Below are 22497 nucleotides of genomic sequence, written 5' to 3'. Positions count from 1 at the left end.
ACATGACACTAGACAACCATTCCAGCCGCCCGGCCCACCTGGCGGGCCTTGATTTGCTCGCTTCGGCCGTGATCCTGCTCGACGGCGACGGCCGCATCAGCTATGCCAACGCGGCGGCGGAAAACCTGCTGGAAAGTTCATTGAAGGCCCTGTCGCGGCAAAAGCTGACGGCCCTGTTCCTGAATCCCGACGAGCTGGCCGGCATTTGCGCGCAGGCGCTCGAGCATAAATTTTCCGACTTGCGCCAGGACCTGACTCTGGAGCGCCTGGGGCGCGAGCCGCTGCGCGTGCACAGCATCATCAGCGCGCTCGACGCGCCGCGCGACGGCGTGCTGATCGAGCTGCGCGAAAACGTGCAGCAGCTCAAACTCGACCGCGAGGAGCGCATCCTCGACCAGAGCCAGGTCAACAAGGAGCTGATCCGCAACCTGGCGCATGAAATCAAGAATCCGCTGGGCGGCATCCGCGGCGCGGCCCAGCTGCTGGAGCTGGAATTGCCGGCCCTGCATCTGAGCGAGCTGCGCGAATACACGCAGGTCATCATCAAGGAAGCGGACCGCCTGCAAACCCTGGTCGACCGTCTGCTGGCGCCGCACCGCCGCCCGCATATCGTCGGCGACGTGAATATCCACGAAGTGTGCGAAAGGGTACGCAGCCTGATCCTGGCCGAGTTTCCCAGCGGTCTGACCATTTCGCGCGACTACGACGCTTCGATTCCCGAGTTTCGCGGCGACAAGGAGCAACTGATACAGACCGTGCTCAACATCGCGCACAACGCGGCGCAAGCGCTGGCAGAGCGCATCGAGGCGGGCGATGCGGAGCTCATTTTCAAGACGCGCGTGGCGCGCCAGGTGACCCTGGCCAAGGTCCGCTACAACCTGGCATTAGACTTGCATATCATTGACAATGGACCGGGCATCGCACCCCAGATCCGCGACCGGATTTTCTACCCGCTGGTGTCGGGCAGGGAAGGCGGCAGCGGGCTGGGGCTGACCTTGGCGCAAACCTTCGTGCAACAGCACCTGGGCGTGATCGAGTGCGAAAGCCGGCCTGGATACACCGATTTCAGGATCGTTCTACCCTTGCCATAAGCGAGGCGGTATCCCACCCATGAAATCCATTGCGGGACGCACACACTAATGAAGCCAATCTGGATAGTTGACGACGACGAATCAATCCGCTGGGTGCTGGAAAAAGCCCTGGCGCGGGAAAATCTCGCCACCAAGAGTTTTGCCAATGCGCGCGACGCCATCGCCGCACTGGAATTTGACACGCCGCAGGTGCTCGTGTCCGATATCCGCATGCCGGGCGCGTCCGGCCTGGAATTGCTGCAGACGGTCAAGTCGCGCTTTCCCGGCTTGCCTGTCATCATCATCACGGCCTTTTCCGACCTTGACTCGGCCGTCGCAGCCTTCCAGGGCGGCGCCTTCGAATACCTGGCCAAGCCCTTCGATATCGACAAGGCTGTCGAGCTGATCCGCCGCGCGCTGGAAGAAAGCCTGCGCGAGACGAGCGTTGAATCGGGCCCGTCCGAAACCCCGGAAATCCTCGGCCAGGCGCCGGCCATGCAGGAAGTCTTCCGCGCCATCGGCCGGTTGTCGCAATCGAACGTGACGGTGCTGATCACGGGCGAATCCGGTTCCGGCAAGGAGCTTGTGGCGCGCGCGCTGCACAAGCACAGCCCGCGCGCGGCGCAGCCATTCATTGCCCTCAACACGGCGGCGATACCGAAGGATTTGCTCGAATCCGAACTGTTCGGCCATGAACGCGGCGCCTTTACGGGCGCGCAGACGACGCGCCGGGGCCGCTTCGAGCAAGCCGAGAACGGCACCTTGTTCCTCGATGAAATCGGCGACATGCCGTTCGACCTGCAGACGCGTTTGCTGCGCGTGCTGTCCGACGGCCATTTCTATCGCGTCGGCGGCCATCAGCCGATGAAGGCGAACGTGCGCGTCATTACGGCCACGCACCAGAACCTCGAGCAGCGCGTGCGCGACGGCCTGTTCCGCGAAGACTTGTATCACCGCCTGAACGTGATCCGTTTGCGCCTGCCCAGTTTGAGGGAGCGGCGCGAGGATATCCCCATCCTGGTGCGCCACTTCCTGGTGCAAAGCGCACGCCAGCTGGGCGTCGAAGCCAAACGCATGAGCGAACCGACGATGCAGTTCTTGAGCGGCCTCGATTTGCCCGGCAATGTGCGCCAGCTGGAAAACCTGTGCAACTGGATCACCGTGATGGCGCCGGGCCAGACGGTGGAAATCAAGGATTTGCCGCTGGAATTGACGCAGGGGCAGGGCGATGGCGCGGCCACGGCGGCGGCGGGCGAAGCTGCGCCAGCGGTCGTTGCCCACCCGCACGGCGGCCAGGTCTTTGAAGCTGCCGCGCCCGCCAACGGCGCGCCGCCGGGCTGGATCGGCTTGCTGGAATTGCAGGCGGCCGGCATGCTGGGCGCGGGGCAGCAGGAAGTCATGGCCGTGCTGGGGCGCCAGTTCGAGTCGGCCCTGATCAAGACGGCGCTCAAGCATACGCACGGGCGCAAGAACGACGCTGCCGTGCGCCTGGGCATCGGCCGCAACACCATCACCCGCAAGATCTCCGAACTGGGCATCGACGGCGCCAAGGACGACTGATTGCCGTCTGGACGGGGCTCCGCCCCGTCCGCTTCCCCTCCTGGCGTTCCTCGCACGCCACAACACCCACAGCAGGCGATAAGGTAAGCTAGCGCCTGCCGGACTGTTTCGTCCGGTTTTAACTTTATTGTGGAAACTGTATGCTGATTAACTGCGTGGCCTACCAGGATGGCAAAAAACTGACCGACTTGCCGATCGACGATATCAGCGATTACGTCGAGCGCCCCGATTGTTTCGTCTGGGTCGCCCTGCTCGACGCCACGCCGGACGAGCTGAAACAGATGCAGCACGAGTTTTGCCTGCACGAACTGGCGGTGGAAGACGCGCAGCGGGGCCACCAGCGTCCGAAGATCGAGGAATATGGCGACTCCCTGTTCGCCGTCGTGAAAACCGTGGAAATGGTCGAGAACGAACTGGTGCTGGGCGAAGTCGACATTTTTGTCGGCGCCAATTACGTGCTCTCGTCGCGCAGCAACAGCTCGCAAGGTTTTCTTGGCGTGCGCGCGCGCGCCGAGCGCGAACCGCACTTGCTGCGCCAGGGATCGGCCTTCGTGCTGTACGCGCTGATGGACGCCGTCGTCGACCGATACTTTCCTGTCCTCGACGCGCTCGAATCGGAGCTGGAACTGATCGAGGACCGCATCTTCGACCGTGGCACCGAGCGTGACAATATCGAACGGCTGTATCAATTGAAACGCAAGGTCATGGTCTTGCGCCACGTGGTCGCGCCCCTGATGGAAGCGGTGGGCAAGCTGCACGGCGGAAGAGTGCCGCCGCTGTGCCACGATACCCAGGAGTATTTCCGCGACGTGCACGACCATCTGGCGCGCATCAACGGCACGCTCGACACCATCCGCGACACGATCAGCACGGCGATCCAGGTGAATCTGTCGATGGTGGCCATCGATGAGAGCGAAGTGAACAAGCAGTTGGCGGCCTGGGCCGCCATCTTCGCCGTATTTACCGCGTTTGCCGGCATCTGGGGCATGAATTTCAAGTTCATGCCGGAACTGGACTGGCATTATGGTTATCCGGCCGCCGTGGCAGTGATGAGCTGTGTCTGCGGTTATATGTATTACTTGTTCAAGCGTTCCGGCTGGTTATAAAAAATTCCTGTGTATCTGTATTATTAAACAATAGCCAGGGGTACAATCGCGGCAAGTCCGTTGACCCGGACCTTTGCTGAGGATCGCCGCGCCGGCAGCTTTGCCTGCGCTTTCCGTGCTGCGCAGGAGCATTCATGAGTATTCCGTTGTTTGATGTGAATTCGCAAGAACCCCTGTTCGATCCCGAGCAGCGGCGCACCCTGGCGGAGGCGGCCCTGCGCTCGATCACCGCCTCGACGGCGCACGCCCGTGGCGACGATTTCCTGCGTATCCTCGTCAAGGATCTGGCCGAAGCGCTCGACGTGCACTATGTGATCGCCGGTCGGCTGGTGCGCATGGACGATGGCAGCGAAGGCATCCGCACCCTGGCCCTGTGGGGCGGCGGCGACTATCAGCCGAATATCGAATACAGCCTGCAGCACACGCCTTGTCAGGACGTGACCTGCCAGAGCATGTGTTTTCACGGCAGTGATATCCAGCGTCGCTTTCCACTTGATACCCTCCTGGTCGACATGCATGCGGAAAGCTATGTCGGCATGCCGCTGATCGATACCGATGGCAAGACCTTGGGCATCCTGTCGGCCATCGACACGCGTCCCATCGATGAAAACAAGCGCTTGCTGGCCTTGCTGTTGCTGTCGATCTTCTCGGCGCGCGGCGCGGCCGAGCTGCAGCACCAGGAGCGCACCCAGCAGCTGGAAGAAATCGTGCGCGTGCGCACCGAGTCGTTGGTGGCGGCGCAGGCGAACCTGATCGAGCAGGAACAGATGGCGGCCCTCGGTTCGCTCGTGGCCGGTGTCTCGCATGAAGTCAACACGCCGATCGGCGTGGCGCTGACGGCGGCGTCGAGCATGGGCAGCTATGCCGACCAGCTGGTGCAACTGCTGGGCGGCGCCAAGGTCAGCCGCGCTGAATTGATCGACATTGCCGAATCCCTGAAAGGCGCGGCCGCCCTGATCGAACGCAACCTGGCGCGCGCCGCCGACCTGATCGGCAATTTCAAGCAGCTGGCCGTGGACCAGGTCAGCGAATATGTGGCCGACCTGGCGCTGCACGACTATGTGCACGGCCTGGTGTCGGCGCACAGCCCGGAACTGCGCAAGGCGGCGCTGGGCGTGGAACTCGATATCGCCCCCGATTGCCAGGTGCGCCTGGCGGCCGGCAAGCTGTCTCAAATCCTTTCGAACCTCTTAATGAACAGCGCGCGCCACGGCTATCCGCAGGGCGGCCCGGGGCGCATCACGATACGCGCGCGCATCGAGGCGGACGGCGATGGCGCCGATGCGCGCTGGCTGCTGCTGGACTTTTCCGACGACGGCATCGGCCTGGCGCCGGCCGTGCGCGAACACATGTTTGAACCGTTTTTCACCACCAAGCGCGGCCAGGGCGGCTCTGGCCTGGGCATGCACATCGTCTACACCATCGTGCAGCAACTGGGCGGCCAGGTGTGCGCCATCGACTGCACTCCCGGCTGTCATATACAAATCAGGCTGCCGCTGGCCAACTGACACCGCGCGGCCTCCCGTCTAGCGGGGAGAGGCCGTCCTATCCCAAGCCGCCTCCGTTTTTCACATGTTGTATGTACGCCATACGCATGCTGAGTTCTGTTGACACTCATATTCTTGCCGTGATTCTATGTAGTTGTCTAGTTGACTTTTAGTCTCCTAGTGCCATTTCTGTACAAGTGTCCCAGCGAACTTCACGGTGTCTGATCAGGTGCCGTGCGAGACGTTTCCTTTAGATGAACGAGTGCAATCCGGGTAGCAAATCCGGAGTCATATATAACCGTACAAATGAAAAAAAGGGTTCACCATGCTTAAAGAAACCGTCATCTCTCGTGCAGTTCGCATCGTCTGCGCCGGTGGTGTAGTTGCCGCCATGTCAGTTGTTTCGCAGTCCGCGATTGCACAAGATGCGCAGGGCGCCGATGCGCAAATCCAGCGCGTTGAAGTCACCGGCTCGTCGATCAAACGGATCGCCGCCGAAGGCGCCTTGCCGGTCACTGTCCTGACCGCTGAAGCCATCCGCACATCGGGCGCCACCTCGGTCACCGATCTGGTCAAGAAACTCTCTTCCGCCCAGGGCGCCACCAGTGAAAGCTCCTCGGTTGGCGGCAGCACCTTCGGTTTTTCCGGTATTTCCGTGCATAACGTGGGTGAGACGCGTACGCTCGTCTTGCTGAACGGTAAACGCCTGGCCCAGTTCGGCGGCCAGACGCTGACGGGTTTCGCCGCTGGCTTCGACTTGAACTCGATCCCTATCTCGGCAATTGAACGCGTGGAACTGCTGACCGATGGCGCCTCCGCCCTGTACGGTGCCGATGCCATCGCCGGCGTGGTCAACTTCATTACCAAGCACGATACGACGATCGGTGATGTGACCATCGGCTATTCCGCACCCAAAAACGGTGCGCGTGAAAAACGCCTCAGCGCCACCAAGGGCTTTGGCAATCTGGACGAAGATGGCTACAACGTGGTGCTGACCTTTGGCCACGATGAGCGCGACAAGCTCGCTTCCGTCGACCGCAAGTTCGCCAACACGGGCAAGGTGCAATTCTCGGCCAATGGCAAGCGCTATCAGAAGCAGCAGTTTTCGGCCAGCCCGATTCCTGCCAATGCCACCGATGACAATGGCCAGCTGATCAGCCCTTACCAGAAGGCCAACGGTTCCTGCCCGGAAAAGACGTTCCGCGTGATCGAACCGTATAACGATGGCAGCGGCCTGGTCGATGACTATTGCGGCTATGACTTTACCAAGGACCTGGAAATCTATCCGGAACGCAAACGCGACAACTTCATGGCGTCGGGCACCTTCAAGCTCGCCGGCCAGGAAGTGTATGCGGACGTATTGCTGTCACGCACCAAGCAGACTTCGCGCATCGCTCCCGTACCTGGCGCGATCGCCGTCGATGCGGGCACGCCGCTGCATGACAAGTACTTGGTGCCAGCGGGTATCACCGGCGATAGCACGGCGTTCTACCGCTTGTTCGACATGGGCCAGCGTACCTCGAAAGATACGGCAGATTTTGCCAGTGTGGTGGTCGGCACGCGCGGCATTCTGGCCGGCTGGGACTATAACGCAGCCTATAACTTCTCCGAAAGCCGCGTAAAAGGCAGTATTTCCGGTTATCCTGGCGCCATTGCCGTCAATAACCTCACGTCGAGCGGCTTGCTCGATCCCTTCGTCGGCCCGGGCAAGCAGTCCCCTGCGGCACAGGAAGCCATCAAGTCGGCCGCGTACTCCGGTTACTGGGACGGCGGCACTTCGCGCCTGCAGACGATTAACCTGAATGGCTCGACGGAACTGCGTCGACTGCCTGGCGGCGCAATGATGCTGGGCATGGGCGTGAACATCAACCGCGAGGAATTCTCCGCCAAGCCAAGTCCGTTTGCCCAAGGCATCCTGGCCGATCCCGTGAAGGGCACCTTGTGCGGCGGCACGACGGGGCTGGAATGCGACCAGCGTTTCGGCGACGCGGCCAGCAGCCAGCCATACAGCGCCAGCCGTACGTCGAAGGGCATTTTTGGCGAAGTCATCGCGCCTGTGCTGAAAGAGCTGGAATTGGGCGCCGCCTTGCGTTTCGATGAATTCTCGGACTTTGGCGGTGCAACCACGGCCAAGGCCAGCTTCAAGTGGACGCCGGCACCCACCTTGCTGATCCGCGGTTCGGTCGGCAATGGTTTCCATGCGCCGACAGTGCCACAAGTCAACGCCTTGCAGCGCGGCTACGGCGTCACCAGCGACAAGTACACGTGCTCGCCAGCCTTGCAGGCGATCGCCACGCGTCTCAATGCGCAATGCCAGCCAGGCAACCGCCAGTACGACCAGCTGGCCGGCGGCAACCGCGAATTGCAGCCTGAGAAATCGAAACAGGCAACCATCGGCTTCCGTTACGAGCCGATCAGCGCCATCACCCTGGGCGCCGACCTGTGGCATGTGCAGATCCGCGATTCCTTCGGCCAACTGACCGAACAGCTGGTATTTGCCAATCCGGCCAACTTCCCGAAATCGTGGGGCGTCAACAAGGACGTGGGCACGGGGACCACCTACCTGGCCTTCCTGGCTGACAACCAGAACTTGGGCAAGTCGTTTGCCACCGGTGTCGATATCGATGTCAGCGCCCGTTACCGCTCCGGCATCGGCCTGTTCACGTCGCAGCTGAACGCGACGCAGATGCTGCGCGAGGACGTGCAGCTGGAACGCAATGGCAGGTATTATTCGGCGCTGGGCAACTTCGCTGATCTGGGCTCGGTGACGTTCCGCACGCGCGGCCAGTGGACGAACACCCTGAAAACGGGCAATTGGTCCAACTCGCTGACCGTCAATTTCCTGTCCGGCTACAAGGACCAGGAAACGTCGGTCGACGTGCTCGACGCCTCGGGCGCCGTGACGGGCCAGGAAAAGATCCGCATGCAGGTAGGTTTCTATTCGACCCTCGACTGGCAAACGGTATGGACTCCAAGCAAGAGCTGGGTCCTGACCGCCGGCCTGCTGAACCTGACCGACAAGAGCCCGCCATTCGTGCCATCGACGGCCGGCGCGAACCGCGGCCAGCAATTCGGCTATGACGACCGCTACTACGATCCGCGCGGCCGTACGGGCTACCTGAATGCTTCGTACAAGTTTTAAGCAAGGTACGCAGGCATCAAAAAACCGGCACTGAGTGCCGGTTTTTTTTCGTCCCGCCGCAGGGCGGGGAGGGCAGGGCCTAGCGGCGCGCCGCCATCGACAGGGCCACCGCCTCGGCCACCTTGATGCCGTCGACGGCCGCCGACAGGATGCCGCCCGCATAGCCGGCGCCTTCGCCGGCGGGGAACAGTCCCCGCGTGTTCAGGCTTTGCAGGTCATCGTCGCGGCGCTTGATGCGGATCGGCGACGAGGTACGCGTTTCCACGCCCGTCAGCACGGCATCGGCCTTGTAGTAGCCCTTGATTTGCTTGTTGAACGCCGGAAACGCTTCGCGCAGGGCCGTGATCGCGTATTCGGGCAAGGATGGCGCCAGGTCCGTCAGGTGCACGGCCGGTTTGTACGACGGCACCACGCTGCCAAATTCCGTCGAGGCGCGGCCGGCCACGAAGTCGCCGACCAATTGTCCTGGGGCATCGTAGTTGCCGCCGCCCAAGGCAAACGCGCGCTCTTCCAGTTCGCGCTGCAGGGCGATGCCGGCCAGCGGGTCGCCCGGGTAGTCGGCCGGCGTGATGCCGACGACGATGGCGCTGTTGGCGTTGCGCTCGTTGCGCGAGTACTGGCTCATGCCGTTCGTCACCAGGCGGCCTGGTTCGGATGCTGCTGCCACCACCGTGCCGCCCGGGCACATGCAGAAGCTGTACACGGAGCGGCCATTGCTGGCGTGGTGCACGAGCTTGTAGTCGGCGGCGCCCAGGATCGGGTGGCCGGCGCTGGGGCCGAAGCGGCAGCTGTCGATCAAGGATTGCGGGTGTTCCACGCGGAAGCCGATCGAGAACGGTTTCGCTTCGATGTACACGCCGCGGCGGTGCAGCATCTCGAAGGTGTCGCGCGCGCTGTGGCCGATGGCCAGCACGACGTGGTTGCTGGCGATGGTTTCGCCATTGTCCAGCACCACGCCGCGCACCTGGCCGCCATCGCTGCCTGGCTCGATGTCGAGATCGACCACTTTGCTGCTGAAGCGGTATTCGCCGCCCAGCTGTTCGATATTGGCGCGCATTTCTTCCACCATCTTGACCAGGCGGAAGGTGCCGATGTGCGGCTTGCTCACATACATGATTTCTTCAGGCGCGCCGGCCTTGACGAATTCCGTCAGTACCTTGCGGCCATAGTGCTTGGGATCCTTGATCTGGCTGTACAGCTTGCCGTCCGAGAAGGTGCCGGCGCCGCCTTCGCCAAACTGTACGTTCGATTCCGGGTTCAGCTCGCGCTTGCGCCAGAAGCCGAAGGTGTCGACCGTGCGCTCGCGCACCTGTTTGCCCCGTTCCAGGATGAGGGGGCGCAAGCCCATCTGTGCCAGGATCAGCGCCACGAACAGGCCGCACGGGCCCGTGCCGATGACGATGGGGCGCGGTTCATTGGTATGGCCGGCCAGCTGTTCGCCGCCGGCGACGAATTTATAGTCGGTGTCGGGCGCGGGCATCAGGTGGATATCGTGGCCCAGGCGCGCCAGCACGGCCGTTTCATTCTTGACGTCCACGTGCAGCGAGTAAATCAACACCACGGCACTGCGCTTGCGCGCGTCATAGCTGCGCTTGAAGACGGTAAAGCCGAGCAGCTCATCGGCGGCAATGCCGAGGCGCGCCAGGATGGCGGCGGGCAGTGCCGCTTCGTCGTGTTCGAGGGGGAGTTTTACTTCGTTGAGTCGCAACATGGTGTGTATTTTTAAAAATTGCCGGGCTCCGTATCTAGCGGAGAGTGTGTGGTGACGCGTGAGGGCATCCGGCCGCTATTTTACCTCCACAATGCTCGCTGCCTCGTTTCCCCGGACTTTTTTGGGGACGAAAAAGACAGGCATGCCGTCTGTGCGCATGCTTGCCACCGTGCCGTGAGGGAATCTGGAGATGTTTCCTTGCTGCCACAAACTGGTGCAAACCAGTGCGCTGCTGGTGCATCCGCCGCCCCTTGTTGGGGCGCGCAAATCTGGACCTAATTTTTCGCGTAAATTTGTGTTGCTTTTTTGTTGTGGCCGCTTGATTTTGTTGACGCCTTACCATTGCGTGTGATTTGATAGTGTTTTGTTACTCGCAGGTGCAATTCCGTATCTTTGTTTCGCACGCATTTAAGGAAATGAGCAGCGTTGTCTCTTGCCGCTGCCACTTCCTCAATGGAGTGCGGGATTTTTATTTTAAGATGATGACGAGAAATTTCTTTTTATACAGAACTATTCTGAAAAAATCTGATTGATTTATTGCGGGATGGATCTGCAATATATTCGGCCTCGTTCCGTAAAATAATTTCGTCTTGTGCGTCATTTATTTTGCGGGCTCTTTATATCCATCTTTTTAGAAACAACTCTTCCTGCAGTATTCTGATTCCATTGGTGCAAAGCCACTGTTTGCAGGCATTCCAAGCAAGTTTGATTATCGTCCGCGAATGTTTTCATTCAGCCTGGATGGGTTTCCGCGTGCCTGTTTCCTGGATAAATTGAAGTGTTGCGCCAACAGAACAGTTTTCCTAATTTTATTGACCAGTCCGTTTCAATATGTTCCGATGTGTCATTCTGTTTTCTTTGCATATGCAAAGTGGACCGAGAGGATGCCTTGTGTGACGGGATTGCAAGGTGATGAGAGTAAAAAGCGTTCAAAAACGCATAAGTGTGAGTGATAAACTCCTTTACCAAAGCAGTAATACTGCGCTCATAAATAAATAGGGAATGACATGTTGAGAAAAACTGTAATAGCACGTGCATTAACGATCGCTTTCAGCGCATCGGTATTGAGCGTTGCGATTGTTCCAGCGGTAATGGCACAGTCGAATGCCACGGGCAACATCATCGGCAAGATTGCGCCGGATGCCAGCGCGTCGGTGCAGATCGTCGGTTCCGACAATGGTTTCAAGCGGACCATTTCGCCCGATGCAAGCGGTACTTTCCGCATCACCTCCCTGCCAGTCGGTAACTACAAGGTAACGCTGCTGAAAGGTTCTTCCGTCGTCAGCACGCAGGACGTGGAAGTGCGCATCGGCCAGGAAAGCGAAGTAGCGCTGCAGCAAGTGCAAACCGTGAACGTGACGAGCCGCCGCCGCGCGATCGATGTCACCAGCTCCAACTCCGGTTCCTCCTTCAATTCGCGCGAGCTGGCTACCCTGCCACTGGCGCCTACGGTTGCCAACATTGTGCAATTGGCAGGCGGCACCACGCGCGCCGACTCGCGCTACGGCAACAACGCCGCCAGCTTCGGCGGCTCCAGCGCGTCGGAAAATGCGGCGTATATCAACGGTTTCCCCGTCACCAACAGCCTGTACCAGGTTGGCTACTCTTCCCTGCCTTTCGGCTCGATTGCTGAAGCGCAAATCATCACCGGCGGCTACGGCGCCGAGTTTGGACGTTCGACGGGTGGCGTGGTCAATATCACCACCAAGAGCGGTACCAATAACTGGGAATTCGGTGCTGGCTTTACCTACGCGCCTGATTCGCTGCGCGGCAAAGCCAAGAACATCATGTTCCCGAACACGGGCGCCAATCCCAAAACGGATGGCAAGATCTACAACTACCGCGAAGGCGACAAGCTGACCGAGAAGGTCTACAACGCCTACGTCAGCGGCCCGCTGATCAAGGACAAGCTGTTCATCTATCTGGGTGGCGAATTTACCAAGATGGACCGCGAAACGGCACGCCTGGCCTCGACCAGCACCGTGAACAACCAGACCGGCTGGCTGGTGCAAAAATCCGAGGTGCCGCGCTATATCGCCAAGATCGACTGGAATATCACCGACAACAACCGCCTCGAATACACGCATATTTCGGACGAGTCGAATGTTAACGATCAATACTACGGCTTCAACTATGACACCAAGAAGCGCGGCTATGTGCAGAACGGCGGCGCCAAATTCAAGAACTATTCGGCAGGTGTGCTGTTCCTGAACGCCACCGGCGCTGCGCTGGCGGCAGCCCAGGGCTCCAACATCGACATCCTCAAGCTGACCAGCTATGTGACCGATGATCTGACCGTGCAAGCCCTGATCGGCCAGGCCAAGACGCAACGCGAGCAAAATCCGTTTGGCTACATTCCAGGCTTGCGTCCTGTCGTTGCCTCCCCGGATAACCAGGTGCCAGGCGTGAATTACCAGCCTAGCCAGGTGCAAGGTTTTAGCTCGGCCCTGTTGCGTGATGGTGCGCAAGATACCAACCGCGGCTATCGCCTGGATCTGGAATACAAACTGGCCAAGCAGCATACGATACGCGGCGGTCTGGATCACAACAAGATCAATGCCCTGAACGGCACGGAAGCGGCTGGCGGCGGTACCTGGACGTACCTGAAGACCAATCCGAACACGGTATTGTCTGGCCACAATATGTCGCCGGCAGCTGGCGGCGGTTATGGTACCCAAGGTTACTACGTGCGTGAAAATCTGCAGCGCGGCGGCTCCACTCCGACCGTCGAGCAATCGGCGCAGTACATCGAGGACCGCTATCAAGCCACTGAAAACCTGGTCGTGACACTGGGCTTGCGCAATGAGTCGTTCAAGAACATGAACGGTATCGGCGAAACCTTCGTGGAACAGAAAAACATGCTGGCACCGCGCTTGAATGCGGCCTGGAATGTGTACGGCGACGGTTCCCTGAAAGTCTTCGGTACGGCTGGCCGCTATTTCATGCAATTGCCTGCCAACATGGCCGTACGTTTTGCCGGCGCTTCGCTGAACACCGACCGCTTCTACACCTACACCGGCGTCAACCCAACCACCGGCGCACCGCTGGGCTTGAACCCGATCAGCAATGTCGTGTCGGCTAACAATGAATTTGGCCAGGAAAAACGCGCCAATGAATTGGCTGCGACCAACTTGAAGGCTCACTTCCAGGACGAGATCAACCTGGGCTTCGAGAAGGCCCTGACGCCTGATTTCAACGGCGGTATCAAGTTTACCTACCGTAAGCTGAAAAACACGATCGATGACTACTCGGATCCACGTGCCATCTCGGCCAAGCTGACGGGCGCTGAAAAAGAGTACTTCGACGATCATGGCTGGAACGGCGCCCTGTTCAATCCAGGCAAGGACAACACCTTCATGATCCCAGTGGGACCAAACGGTGCACAGCGCGCGGTGACGATTTCGGCTGCCGATGCAGGCTTCCCGGAAAAAGCCAAGCGTACCTACACGGCGCTGGAATTCATGCTCGAACATCCGATGCGCAATGGCTGGTATGGCAAGATGAACTACACGTGGTCGCGCAGCGAAGGCAATCAGGAAGGCCAGACCAAGTCGGATAACGGCCAGGCCGACGTGGGCTTCAGCTCGGGCTGGGACTTCCCTGAAACGATGGTCAACGGCAGCGGCTTGTTGCCGAACAACCGTGCGCATCAGTTGAAAACCTACGGCTACTATGAGTTCACGAGCCAGTTCGGCGTCGGTGGCAACTTGCTGGTGGCAACGGGCCGTCCAATGTCGCGTACTTGCAATATCCCAGCGTCCATGGATCAACAGGGCTTGGGCTTGTCGCAATACGGTTCGATCTTCTTCCTGTGCCCAACCGGCCCGAACGGCCGCGGCGCTTACGGTACGCTGCCAACGGAAATGCGCCTGGACTTGAACTTCATCTACAAGCCAGAGCAAATCAAGGGCATCGTGCTGAAAGTCGACGTGCTGAACGCAACCAACCGTCAAGTGGCGCAATCGATCGACGAGGCTTACAACACCAGCGCCGCCGGTACTGCAGTCAGCCCAACCGCTGGCATGGTCAATGCGTATTCGAGCCCGCGCACCGTGCGCTTGTCGGCTCAGTACAGCCACAAGTTCTGATGTGACTCCGCCTTCGCCGGCTGACCTTGGTCAGCTGGCGTAGGCTGGGATGTACAGGCAAGTCTAGAAGTTTCTGGCGCCCCGCAAGCTGCAAAGCTTGCGGGGCGTTTTCTTGGGTGGCACAGTTTACATGCCGCCCCACAAGGCACTCAGCATCGCCAGCGCCGTCAATCCCGCCGTTTCCGTGCGCAGGATGCGCGGCCCCATGCTCAAGCCGATGGCGCCGGCGGCCAGGGCTGCCTTTTCTTCCGCTTCCGAAAACCCTCCTTCCGGCCCCACCATCACGGTGATCGCTTGCGGCGGCTGGTGACGCGCCCAGTCGGCCAGCGACTGCTGCGCGCGCGGTGTCAGGATGATGCGTTTATGCAAATCTTGCTGGCTGCTCCAGCTATTGAAGTCTTGCAATGGCGCCAGCTGTGCCAGCCGGTTGCGTCCGCATTGTTCCGATGCGGATACGATGATGCCTTGCCAATGCGCGAGTTTTTTCTCGGCCCGCTCGGCGGACAGGCGTACCACGCAGCGCTGCGCCGACAGCGGCACGATGCCCGCCGCACCCAGTTCGATGGCTTTTTCGATAATCCAGTCCATTTTAGACGCTTCCGGCAACGCCTGCGCCAGGGTCACGGCGTAGGGCAGCTCCGCTTCACGCGCCACGTGCGCCTGGATTTGCGCCGTCACGCTGCGCTTGGCGACCGCCACCAGGCTCGCCTGCACTTCGCCGCCTTCGCCATTGAACAGGGTGATGACGTCGCCCGGCGCCAGGCGCACGACCTGGATATGGTGGGCGACAGCCTCCGGCAGGGCGATGGTGGTGCCGGCAACGAGCGGCTGGGGGCAGAAAAAACGCGGCATGCAAATCCTCAACGGGGGTATATGTGGGGTGGAAAGACGTCAAAGTATAGCCATTTGGCTGGCCAGTACGCCGCAATTCTAATTTGCGGCCCCCTAGTCTGGTAAAATAGTTGACTACATAAAGCAGCCGGCCTGGGTTCTTTCTTGTCCGTGCTGTTGCAAACGAATCCCAAACTCGCGACTGACCCACACCATCATGACAACTACGCTCCCGACTACCAAAATGGCCAATGCGATCCGCGCACTGGCAATGGACGCTGTACAAAAGGCCAACTCCGGCCATCCAGGCATGCCGATGGGCATGGCCGAGATCGCAGTTGCCCTGTGGAGTGGTCACTATCGCCACAATCCCGCGAACCCGAAATGGCAGAACCGCGACCGCTTCCTGCTGTCGAACGGTCACGGCTCGATGCTGCACTACGCGCTGCTGCACCTGACGGGCTACGAGCTGTCGATGGATGACATCAAGGCCTTCCGCCAGATGCATTCGAAAACCCCGGGCCACCCGGAAGTCGATATCACGCCAGGCGTGGAAACGACCACCGGCCCGCTGGGCCAGGGCATCGCTAATGCCGTCGGCATGGCCCTGTCGGAGCAATTGCTGGCTGCTGAATTCAACAAGCCCGGCCACGACATCGTCAACCACTACACCTACGCCTTCGTCGGTGATGGTTGCCTGATGGAAGGCATTTCGCACGAAGTGTGCGCGCTGGCCGGCACCCTGGGCCTGAACAAGCTGATCGCCCTGTACGACGACAACGGCATTTCCATCGACGGCAAGGTCGAAGGCTGGTTCACGGACGACACCCCGGCGCGCTTCGAAGCGTACGGCTGGAACGTCATCCGCGCCGTTGACGGCCACGATGTTGCCGCCGTGGCTGCAGCCATCGCCGCCGCCAAGACCGCATCGAAGCCAACCCTGATCTGCTGCAAGACCATCATCGGCAAGGGTTCGCCGAACCTGCAAGGCGGCGACAAGGTCCACGGCGCCGCGCTGGGCGACAAGGAAATCGCCGCCGTGCGCGAATACATCGGCTGGGATGCCGCTCCGTTCGAGATGCCGGCCGACGTGTACGCGGCCTGGGATGCCAAGGAACAGGGCGCCCTGCTGGAGGCGGACTGGAACGAGCGCTTTGCCGCCTACAGCCGCGAATTCCCGCAGCAAGCCGCTGAACTGACCCGCCGCATGCAAGGCGAGTTGCCACAGGCATTTGAAACGGCCCTGTCGGCTGCCATCGCTTCCTGCGTGGAAAAGAAAGAAAACATCGCCACCCGCAAGGCCAGCCAGAACGCCATCCAGGCGCTGGCTTCGTCCCTGCCGGAATTCCTCGGCGGCTCGGCCGACCTGACCGGTTCGAACCTGACCAACTGGAAAGAGTGCGTGGCCGTGCGTTCGGGCCAGCCTGGCAACCACATCAACTACGGCGTGCGCGAATTCGGCATGAGCGCCATCATGAACGGCATCACCTTGCACGGCGGCTACATCCCGTTCGGCGCCACGTTCCTGACGTTCTCCGACTACAGCCGCAATGCCCTGCGCATGGCCGCCCTGATGAAACTGCGTTCGATCTTCGTGTTCACCCACGATTCGATCGGCCTGGGCGAAGACGGCCCGACGCACCAATCGGTCGAGCACGTCTCGTCGATGCGCTTGATCCCGAACCTGGACAACTGGCGTCCATGCGACACCGTCGAGTCGGCTGCTGCCTGGGGCGCCGCCGTGCGCCGCAAGGATGGCCCGTCGACCCTGATCTTCTCGCGCCAGAACCTGCCATATCAAGAACGTAGCGCCGAACAGATCGAGAACATCTACCGCGGTGGCTATGTGCTGAACGACGTGGCCGACGCCAAGGCGATCCTGATCGCCACCGGTTCCGAAGTGGAACTGGCCGTCGCCGCCGCCAGCGCGCTGGCTGCCGAAGGCATCGCCGTACGCGTGGTGTCGATGCCGTCGACCGACGTGTACGACCGCCAGGACGCTGCCTACAAGGCCAGCGTGCTGACGAAAGGCGTGCCGCGCGTGGCCATCGAAGCGGGCGTGACCAGCTTCTGGTACAAATACGTGGGCCTGGAAGGCGCCGTGGTCGGTATCGACACGTTTGGCGAATCGGCGCCTGCCGGCGTGCTGTTCAAGCACTTCGGTTTCACGGTCGAGAACGTCGTCGCCAAGGTGAAAGCCGTTATCGCTGGCTAATATTGATTTTGAGCAGACCCTGGCCATTGCTGGCCGGGGTGCTGTGCTGATACCTTTTTTTTAATCAGGAGCAGAGTATGACGATCAAAGTTGCAATCAATGGCTACGGCCGCATCGGCCGTAATGTGTTGCGCGCTTTCTACGAAGGCGGCAAGAAACAGGATATCCAGATCGTTGCCATCAACGACCTGGGCGATGCCAAATCGAACGCCCACCTGACCCGCTACGACACCGCGCACGGCAAGTTCCCGGGCACGGTCACCGTCGAAGGCGACAACATGATCGTCAATGGCGATCCGATCCGCGTATTCGCACAGCGCAATCCTGCTGAAATTCCATGGGGCGAGCTGGGCGTGGACGTCGTGCTGGAGTGCACGGGCTTCTTCACCACCAAAGAGAAAGCTTCGGCTCACTTGAAGGGCGGCGCGAAAAAAGTCATCATTTCGGCACCAGGCGGCAAGGACGTCGATGCGACCGTCGTGTTCGGCGTGAACCACTCGGTACTGAAATCGACCGACACCGTCATCTCGAACGCTTCGTGCACCACCAACTGCCTGGCACCGCTGGTCAAGCCGCTGAACGACGCCATCGGCATCGAAACGGGCCTGATGACCACCGTGCACGCCTACACCAACGACCAGGTGCTGTCCGACGTGATGCATGAAGACCTGCGCCGCGCCCGTTCGGCCACCATGAGCATGATCCCGACCAAGACGGGCGCCGCTGCCGCCGTGGGCCTGGTGCTGCCTGAGCTGAATGGCAAGCTGGACGGCTTCGCCATCCGCGTGCCGACCATCAACGTCTCGCTGGTCGACCTGTCGTTCATCGCCAAGCGCGACACCACCGTGGAAGAAGTCAACGCACTGATGAAGTCCGCTTCGGAAGGCGCCCTGGAAGGCATCCTGACGTACCAGACCGAACCGCTGGTCTCGATCGACTTCAACCACAACCCGGCTTCGTCGAACTTCGATTCGACCCTGACCAAAGTGTCGGGCCGTTTGGTGAAAGTATCGTCGTGGTACGACAACGAGTGGGGTTTCTCGAACCGCATGCTCGACACCACCGTTGCACTGATGTCGGCGAAGTAATTTTTTGACCGCATAAGAAAAAACGCCCAGTTTGAACTGGGCGTTTTTTTTCGTCTGTCGCCTGCGCTTGCTCCGCTTATTCTTTGGGTTCGCACTGGCTGCGCCACTGTTCGCACGCTACCTCGACACCCTGATAGCACATGTTGAGGATGTAATCGCAGTTTTCCGATGGAATCCATGCGCGCACGGCGGCCGCGCTGGAGAACGAGGCGGCGATGCCGACAGCAGCGGCAAAGACAAACAGGGCTTTTTTAATGGAAATCATTTTCTCGCTTTCACAATTGGACAACGGTAGGGTGTCAACTCAAAAGGCCGCCAGGGCAGGCATGATGGGCTCGCCAAGCGCAGAAAAATATTAGCATTAAAATCAGAATATTATTGCTTTAAAGAAAAATATTTTTATCAACGTTGGGTGTGCAGGCGACGGCGGTAGAAGCGCCATAGAAGGCGCAAGTCGCGCAGCACGGGTACGCCCGACAGCAGGGTCAGCACGCCGGCGAGCAGGATGGTGGCGGCGGGAAAGCCGATGTGCTTGAAGGCCAGGGCGCCGCTGACGCCGCCGATGAAGAAGCAGGCGATCAGCAGGCTGTGCGTTCTGAGCTTGCCGCGGTTGACCTTGACCATCCGGTCCGGCAGGTGGCGCCGGTTGTAATACGCCATCTTGCCCAGTTCGATGCCGATGTCGGTGGACAGGCCCGTCACGTGCGTGGTGCGGATGACGGCGCCAGAAATCTTGGTGATGATGGCGTTCTGTAAACCCATGACAAAGCACAGCAGCAAGATGGTGACGGGGCCCAGCACGTCGGGCATGGTGGCCAGGTAATTGCCCGTCAAGCCGAACAGCAGCAGTAATGCCGCTTCCAGCAGCAGGCTGGCGGCAAACTGGCTGTGCAGGCGCCGCCGCTTGCCCCAGTTCACCATGATGGCCGTGACAGCCGCGCCGCTGACAAAGGCCAGCCACGCGCCCAGCGCGGCCAGGGCCACCGTGATATTGCCCAGCGCCAGGTCGTCCGCCATGCCGGAGACGATGCCCGTCATGTGCGAGGTATAGCCGCCGATGGCAAGAAAGCCGCCCGCGTTCACGGCGCCGGCCACCAGCGCCAGCACGCAGCCCAGCTGCAGATTGGCTTGCGTATCGCGCGCCGATCCGCTCAGGCGCGACAGGTAATGGAGCGGCATGCCCGGGCCAGCCTCAGGCGGTGGCGCCGAAGATGGCTTGCCACAGGCGCATCACGTTGTCCGCATGCACGCGCACCCGTTCCGGTTCCACGCGGGCCAGGTCTTGCCCCTGCAGGCGCAGCTGGTGCTGGAGCTTGCGCAGCGCGCGGTAGGCGTCGGCGACCTGGGCGGCCAGCTGGGCGTCGATCAGGCCCAGTTCGCCGCACAGGCGCAGCAGGGCGATATTGCCCGAGTTGGCCGTCAGCTGCGGATACTGCGCCGCATGCTGGAGCACCAGGTATTGCACCATGAATTCAATGTCGATCATGCCGCCCGGATCCTGTTTCAAATCGAAGCTGCCGGGGCGGGGCGGATGCGCGTCGAGCATCTTCTTGCGCATGGCTACCACTTCGCCCTTGAGCGGGCCGTTTTCCGGGCGTTCCTTGCGCAAAATCGTGTCGCGGATGCGTTCGAAATGCTTGCCGATGGTGGCGTCGCCCGCGCAGAAGCGCGCGCGCGTGAGCGCCTGGTGCTCCCACACCCAGGCCGCGCTGCCCTGGTAGCGCTCGAACGCCTGCACGCTGGAGACCAGCATGCCCGAGGCGCCGTCGGGGCGCAGGGCGATGTCGATGTCGAACAGGATGCCGGCCGACGTGTGCGAAGTCATCCAGGTAATGAAGCGCTGCGCCAGCTTGGCGTACAGGCCGGGCGCTTCCTGGTCGTCATCGTCGAACAGGAAAATGACGTCGAGGTCGGAGACATAACCGAGTTCCTTGCCGCCCAGCTTGCCGTACGCGATGACGGCGAATTTCGGCACCTCGCGGTGGCGCGTCGGTAACGTTTGCCAGACGGCTTGCACGGTGGCGGCGACGATGATGTCGGCCAGCTGCGACAGGTAGTCGGCCAGCTTTTCCACGCTGAGGTCGCCCGCCAGGTCTTGCGCCAGGCACTGGAACAGCTGCGCGTGGTGCATTTCGCGCAGGATATCCATCTGCCGCTCCGTGTCGCCGGGCGCGTCGTCGAGCTGGCGCTGCAGGTCGAGCGCCAGCGCGGCCGGGTCCGGCACCGTGTTGCGGATGCGCTCGTCCAGCAGTTCGTCGAGCAGGATCGGGTGCTGCGTGAGGAAGGTGGCGGCCCAGCCGCTGGCGCACACCATGCGCACGACGCGCTCGAGCGTATGCGGGTATTCCGTCAGCAGCGACAGATAAGCCGAGCGGCGCGCGATGGCTTCGAGGAAATCGAGCAGCCGGCCCAGGGTGGCCAGCTGGCTGGCGTTACCATTGGAAACGGAGCAATCGGTGATCAGGGGCAGGGCGGAATTGACGAGGGCGACGAGGCGCGTGCGGCTCGCCTCGGGCAACGATTGCAAACGGGGTGCCTGCCACGTGGCCAGCAGGCGGCGCGCGCAGGCGGCCGGCTCATGGAAGCCGAGGGCGGCGAAGCGCGCTTCGATGGCTTCCTGCTGGTCCGAGGCGGCGCAGTCGTTCGACGTTTGCGGGTCGATGCCCGTGTCGGCCGGCGGCGTGCCGCTGCTCTTGTCGCTGAACATCTCGTCGAACTGGCCGGCAACAAACACGCGGTGCGCTTCCAGCTGGGCCAGCAGGGTGAGCGTGTCGGGTAAACCCATCATCTGCGCCACGGTGAGGCGGTCGGCGTCGTTGGCGGGCAGGGTGTGGGTTTGCGCATCGTCAAGATACTGCAGCCGGTGTTCGAGATTGCGCAGGAAGGTGTAGGAACCGAGCAGCTGTTCCACGATAGCCGGCTCCAATAAGCCCTTGTCCGCGACCGTGCGCAGGGTGGCGCGCGTGGAACGCTCGCGCAGCTCGGCGTCGCGCCCGCCCCGTATCAATTGGAAGACCTGGGCCAGGAATTCGATTTCGCGGATGCCGCCCCGGCCCAGCTTGACGTTGTTGCTGCGGTCCGGATGCAGCCGCTCCTGGCGGTTGACCTCGGCGCGGATCTGGCCGTGCATGGTGCGGATGGCATCGATGACGCCGAAATCGAGGTAGCGGCGGAAGACGAACGGGCGCACGATGGCGTCAAGTGACGCGATATCTTCCGGCTTGCCCGTCACGGCGCGCGCCTTGACCCAGGCATAGCGCTCCCATTCGCGGCCCTGCACGATCAGGTATTGCTCCACCATGCCCAGGCTGGCGGCCAGCGGCCCCGAGTTCCCGTTCGGACGCAGTGCCATATCTACGCGGAAAGTAAAACCGTCTTGCGTGATCTCGGCCAGGGCGGCGATCAGCTTCTTGCCCATGCGAATAAAAAACTCGTGGTTGGACAGGCTGCGCTGGCCCGGTACGGTGACTTGCGTGTCGCCATCTTCCGGATAGACAAAGATCAGGTCGATATCGGACGAGACATTGAGCTCGCCGCCGCCCTGCTTGCCCATCGCCAACACCATCAAGGCCTGTTCCTCGCCCGATTCCTCGCCGACAGGCATGCCGTGCAGGGCCACCATCTCGGCCATGATGGCGTCCACGTGCGTGCGGATGGCGAAATCGGCAAAGCCCGTCATGGCCGTGACGACTTCGTTCAAGTCGGCCTGGCCTTCCAGATCGCGTGCGATCAGGCCGCAAACGAGCAGGTTGCGCAGGCGGCGCATGGCCCGCTCGGGCGGCAGCGGCGGGGTGGCGGCGCTCGCCTGGGCGGCCAGCTCGGCGGCAAAATCGAGCCCGTCCAGCGGCGCGCGCACCAGTTGGGCTACCTGCGCGGCGCGCTCGGGGGCGGCGTCCAGCCAGCGCTGGTAGAAACGGGAGGCGGAAATCAAAGGCTGTGTGCTCATGGTATCGGTAAGTGTCTCGTGGATGCGGCGTGCATGTTCTTGTTTAACTTGGCTGCGAACGGCGGGGGATGCGGTAAAATTATGCCGCTGGCCTCACGGCCGGCATTGCGTGCTCTTCCGGACGATGGTAAGGGAGGCTTTGCTCAGACGCAAGCGCAAGGATGCAGGCGCGCACCACGAATGCAGACGATTTTTGCCATTATTTGACGCCGGGCCAGTTTATTAGCTTATTGATGCAAAAACCGCCAGAAGC

The 22497-nt window shown here is 61.1% G+C and carries 13 protein-coding genes; 8 read left to right on the top strand and 5 right to left on the bottom strand.

Annotated features, from left to right (window positions below; genetic code table 11):
- Positions 1-2: 2 nt before the first annotated feature.
- The 5 genes from glnL (at position 3) to AC54AG_RS13655 (ending at position 8365) form a co-directional block, all read left to right on the top strand.
- Entirely contained in the window at positions 3-1091 is a 1089-nt protein-coding gene (gene glnL / locus AC54AG_RS13675; RefSeq protein ID WP_034760227.1) for a nitrogen regulation protein NR(II), read from the top strand.
- Positions 1092-1139: 48 nt separating this feature from the next.
- Positions 1140-2630 carry a nitrogen regulation protein NR(I) gene (gene ntrC / locus AC54AG_RS13670; protein ID WP_496630641.1) on the top strand — a complete coding sequence of 497 codons (1491 nt, stop codon included), beginning with the start codon at positions 1140-1142 and terminating at the stop codon, positions 2628-2630.
- Between the two features lie 140 nt (positions 2631-2770).
- Positions 2771-3736: a magnesium/cobalt transporter CorA gene (gene corA, locus AC54AG_RS13665; RefSeq protein ID WP_496630640.1), complete on the top strand. Its 966-nt coding sequence runs from the start codon at positions 2771-2773 to the stop codon at positions 3734-3736.
- A 134-nt stretch (positions 3737-3870) separates the two neighbouring features.
- On the top strand, positions 3871-5244 hold the full coding sequence (locus AC54AG_RS13660; protein ID WP_034760214.1) for a GAF domain-containing sensor histidine kinase: 1374 nt from the start codon (positions 3871-3873) through the stop codon (positions 5242-5244).
- Between the two features lie 370 nt (positions 5245-5614).
- The gene (locus AC54AG_RS13655) at positions 5615-8365 is read left to right on the top strand and encodes a TonB-dependent receptor plug domain-containing protein (protein WP_338680939.1); all 2751 of its coding nucleotides are present in this window, start codon (positions 5615-5617) and stop codon (positions 8363-8365) included.
- A 79-nt stretch (positions 8366-8444) separates the two neighbouring features.
- Here AC54AG_RS13655 and AC54AG_RS13650 read toward each other — a convergent pair whose 3' ends face one another.
- Positions 8445-10076, bottom strand: a complete 1632-nt coding sequence (locus AC54AG_RS13650; RefSeq protein WP_496630639.1) for an NAD(P)/FAD-dependent oxidoreductase — start codon at positions 10074-10076, stop codon at positions 8445-8447.
- Between the two features lie 1091 nt (positions 10077-11167).
- Here AC54AG_RS13650 and AC54AG_RS13645 point away from each other — a divergent pair.
- On the top strand, positions 11168-14164 hold the full coding sequence (locus AC54AG_RS13645) for a TonB-dependent receptor (protein WP_051992113.1): 2997 nt from the start codon (positions 11168-11170) through the stop codon (positions 14162-14164).
- Between the two features lie 126 nt (positions 14165-14290).
- On the opposite strand, the gene AC54AG_RS13640 is transcribed toward AC54AG_RS13645, so the two are convergent.
- Positions 14291-15016, bottom strand: coding sequence for a 16S rRNA (uracil(1498)-N(3))-methyltransferase (locus AC54AG_RS13640; RefSeq protein WP_496630637.1), 726 nt, complete (start codon positions 15014-15016; stop codon positions 14291-14293).
- 196 nt (positions 15017-15212) lie between these two features.
- Here AC54AG_RS13640 and tkt point away from each other — a divergent pair, with 196 nt between their 5' ends.
- Both tkt and gap read left to right on the top strand, forming a co-directional pair.
- The gene (gene tkt / locus AC54AG_RS13635) at positions 15213-17210 is read left to right on the top strand and encodes a transketolase (protein ID WP_070303341.1); all 1998 of its coding nucleotides are present in this window, start codon (positions 15213-15215) and stop codon (positions 17208-17210) included.
- A 77-nt stretch (positions 17211-17287) separates the two neighbouring features.
- The gene (gene gap / locus AC54AG_RS13630; protein WP_046685413.1) at positions 17288-18298 is read left to right on the top strand and encodes a type I glyceraldehyde-3-phosphate dehydrogenase; all 1011 of its coding nucleotides are present in this window, start codon (positions 17288-17290) and stop codon (positions 18296-18298) included.
- A 76-nt stretch (positions 18299-18374) separates the two neighbouring features.
- Here the strand turns inward: gap and AC54AG_RS13625 are convergent, their stop codons facing one another.
- From AC54AG_RS13625 to glnE, 3 genes are all read right to left on the bottom strand, one after another.
- On the bottom strand, positions 18375-18563 hold the full coding sequence (locus AC54AG_RS13625; RefSeq protein WP_034760197.1) for a hypothetical protein: 189 nt from the start codon (positions 18561-18563) through the stop codon (positions 18375-18377).
- Positions 18564-18700: 137 nt separating this feature from the next.
- Positions 18701-19477: a YoaK family protein gene (locus AC54AG_RS13620; protein ID WP_034760193.1), complete on the bottom strand. Its 777-nt coding sequence runs from the start codon at positions 19475-19477 to the stop codon at positions 18701-18703.
- A gap of 13 nt (positions 19478-19490) precedes the next feature.
- On the bottom strand, positions 19491-22244 hold the full coding sequence (gene glnE / locus AC54AG_RS13615) for a bifunctional [glutamate--ammonia ligase]-adenylyl-L-tyrosine phosphorylase/[glutamate--ammonia-ligase] adenylyltransferase (protein ID WP_442907247.1): 2754 nt from the start codon (positions 22242-22244) through the stop codon (positions 19491-19493).
- Between the last annotated feature and the right edge of the window lie 253 nt (positions 22245-22497).

Source organism: Janthinobacterium sp. BCJ23, assembly GCF_059617945.1.
The sequence above is the reverse complement of the archived record's forward strand: the minus strand, read 5'-3'. Positions and strand labels throughout refer to the sequence as shown.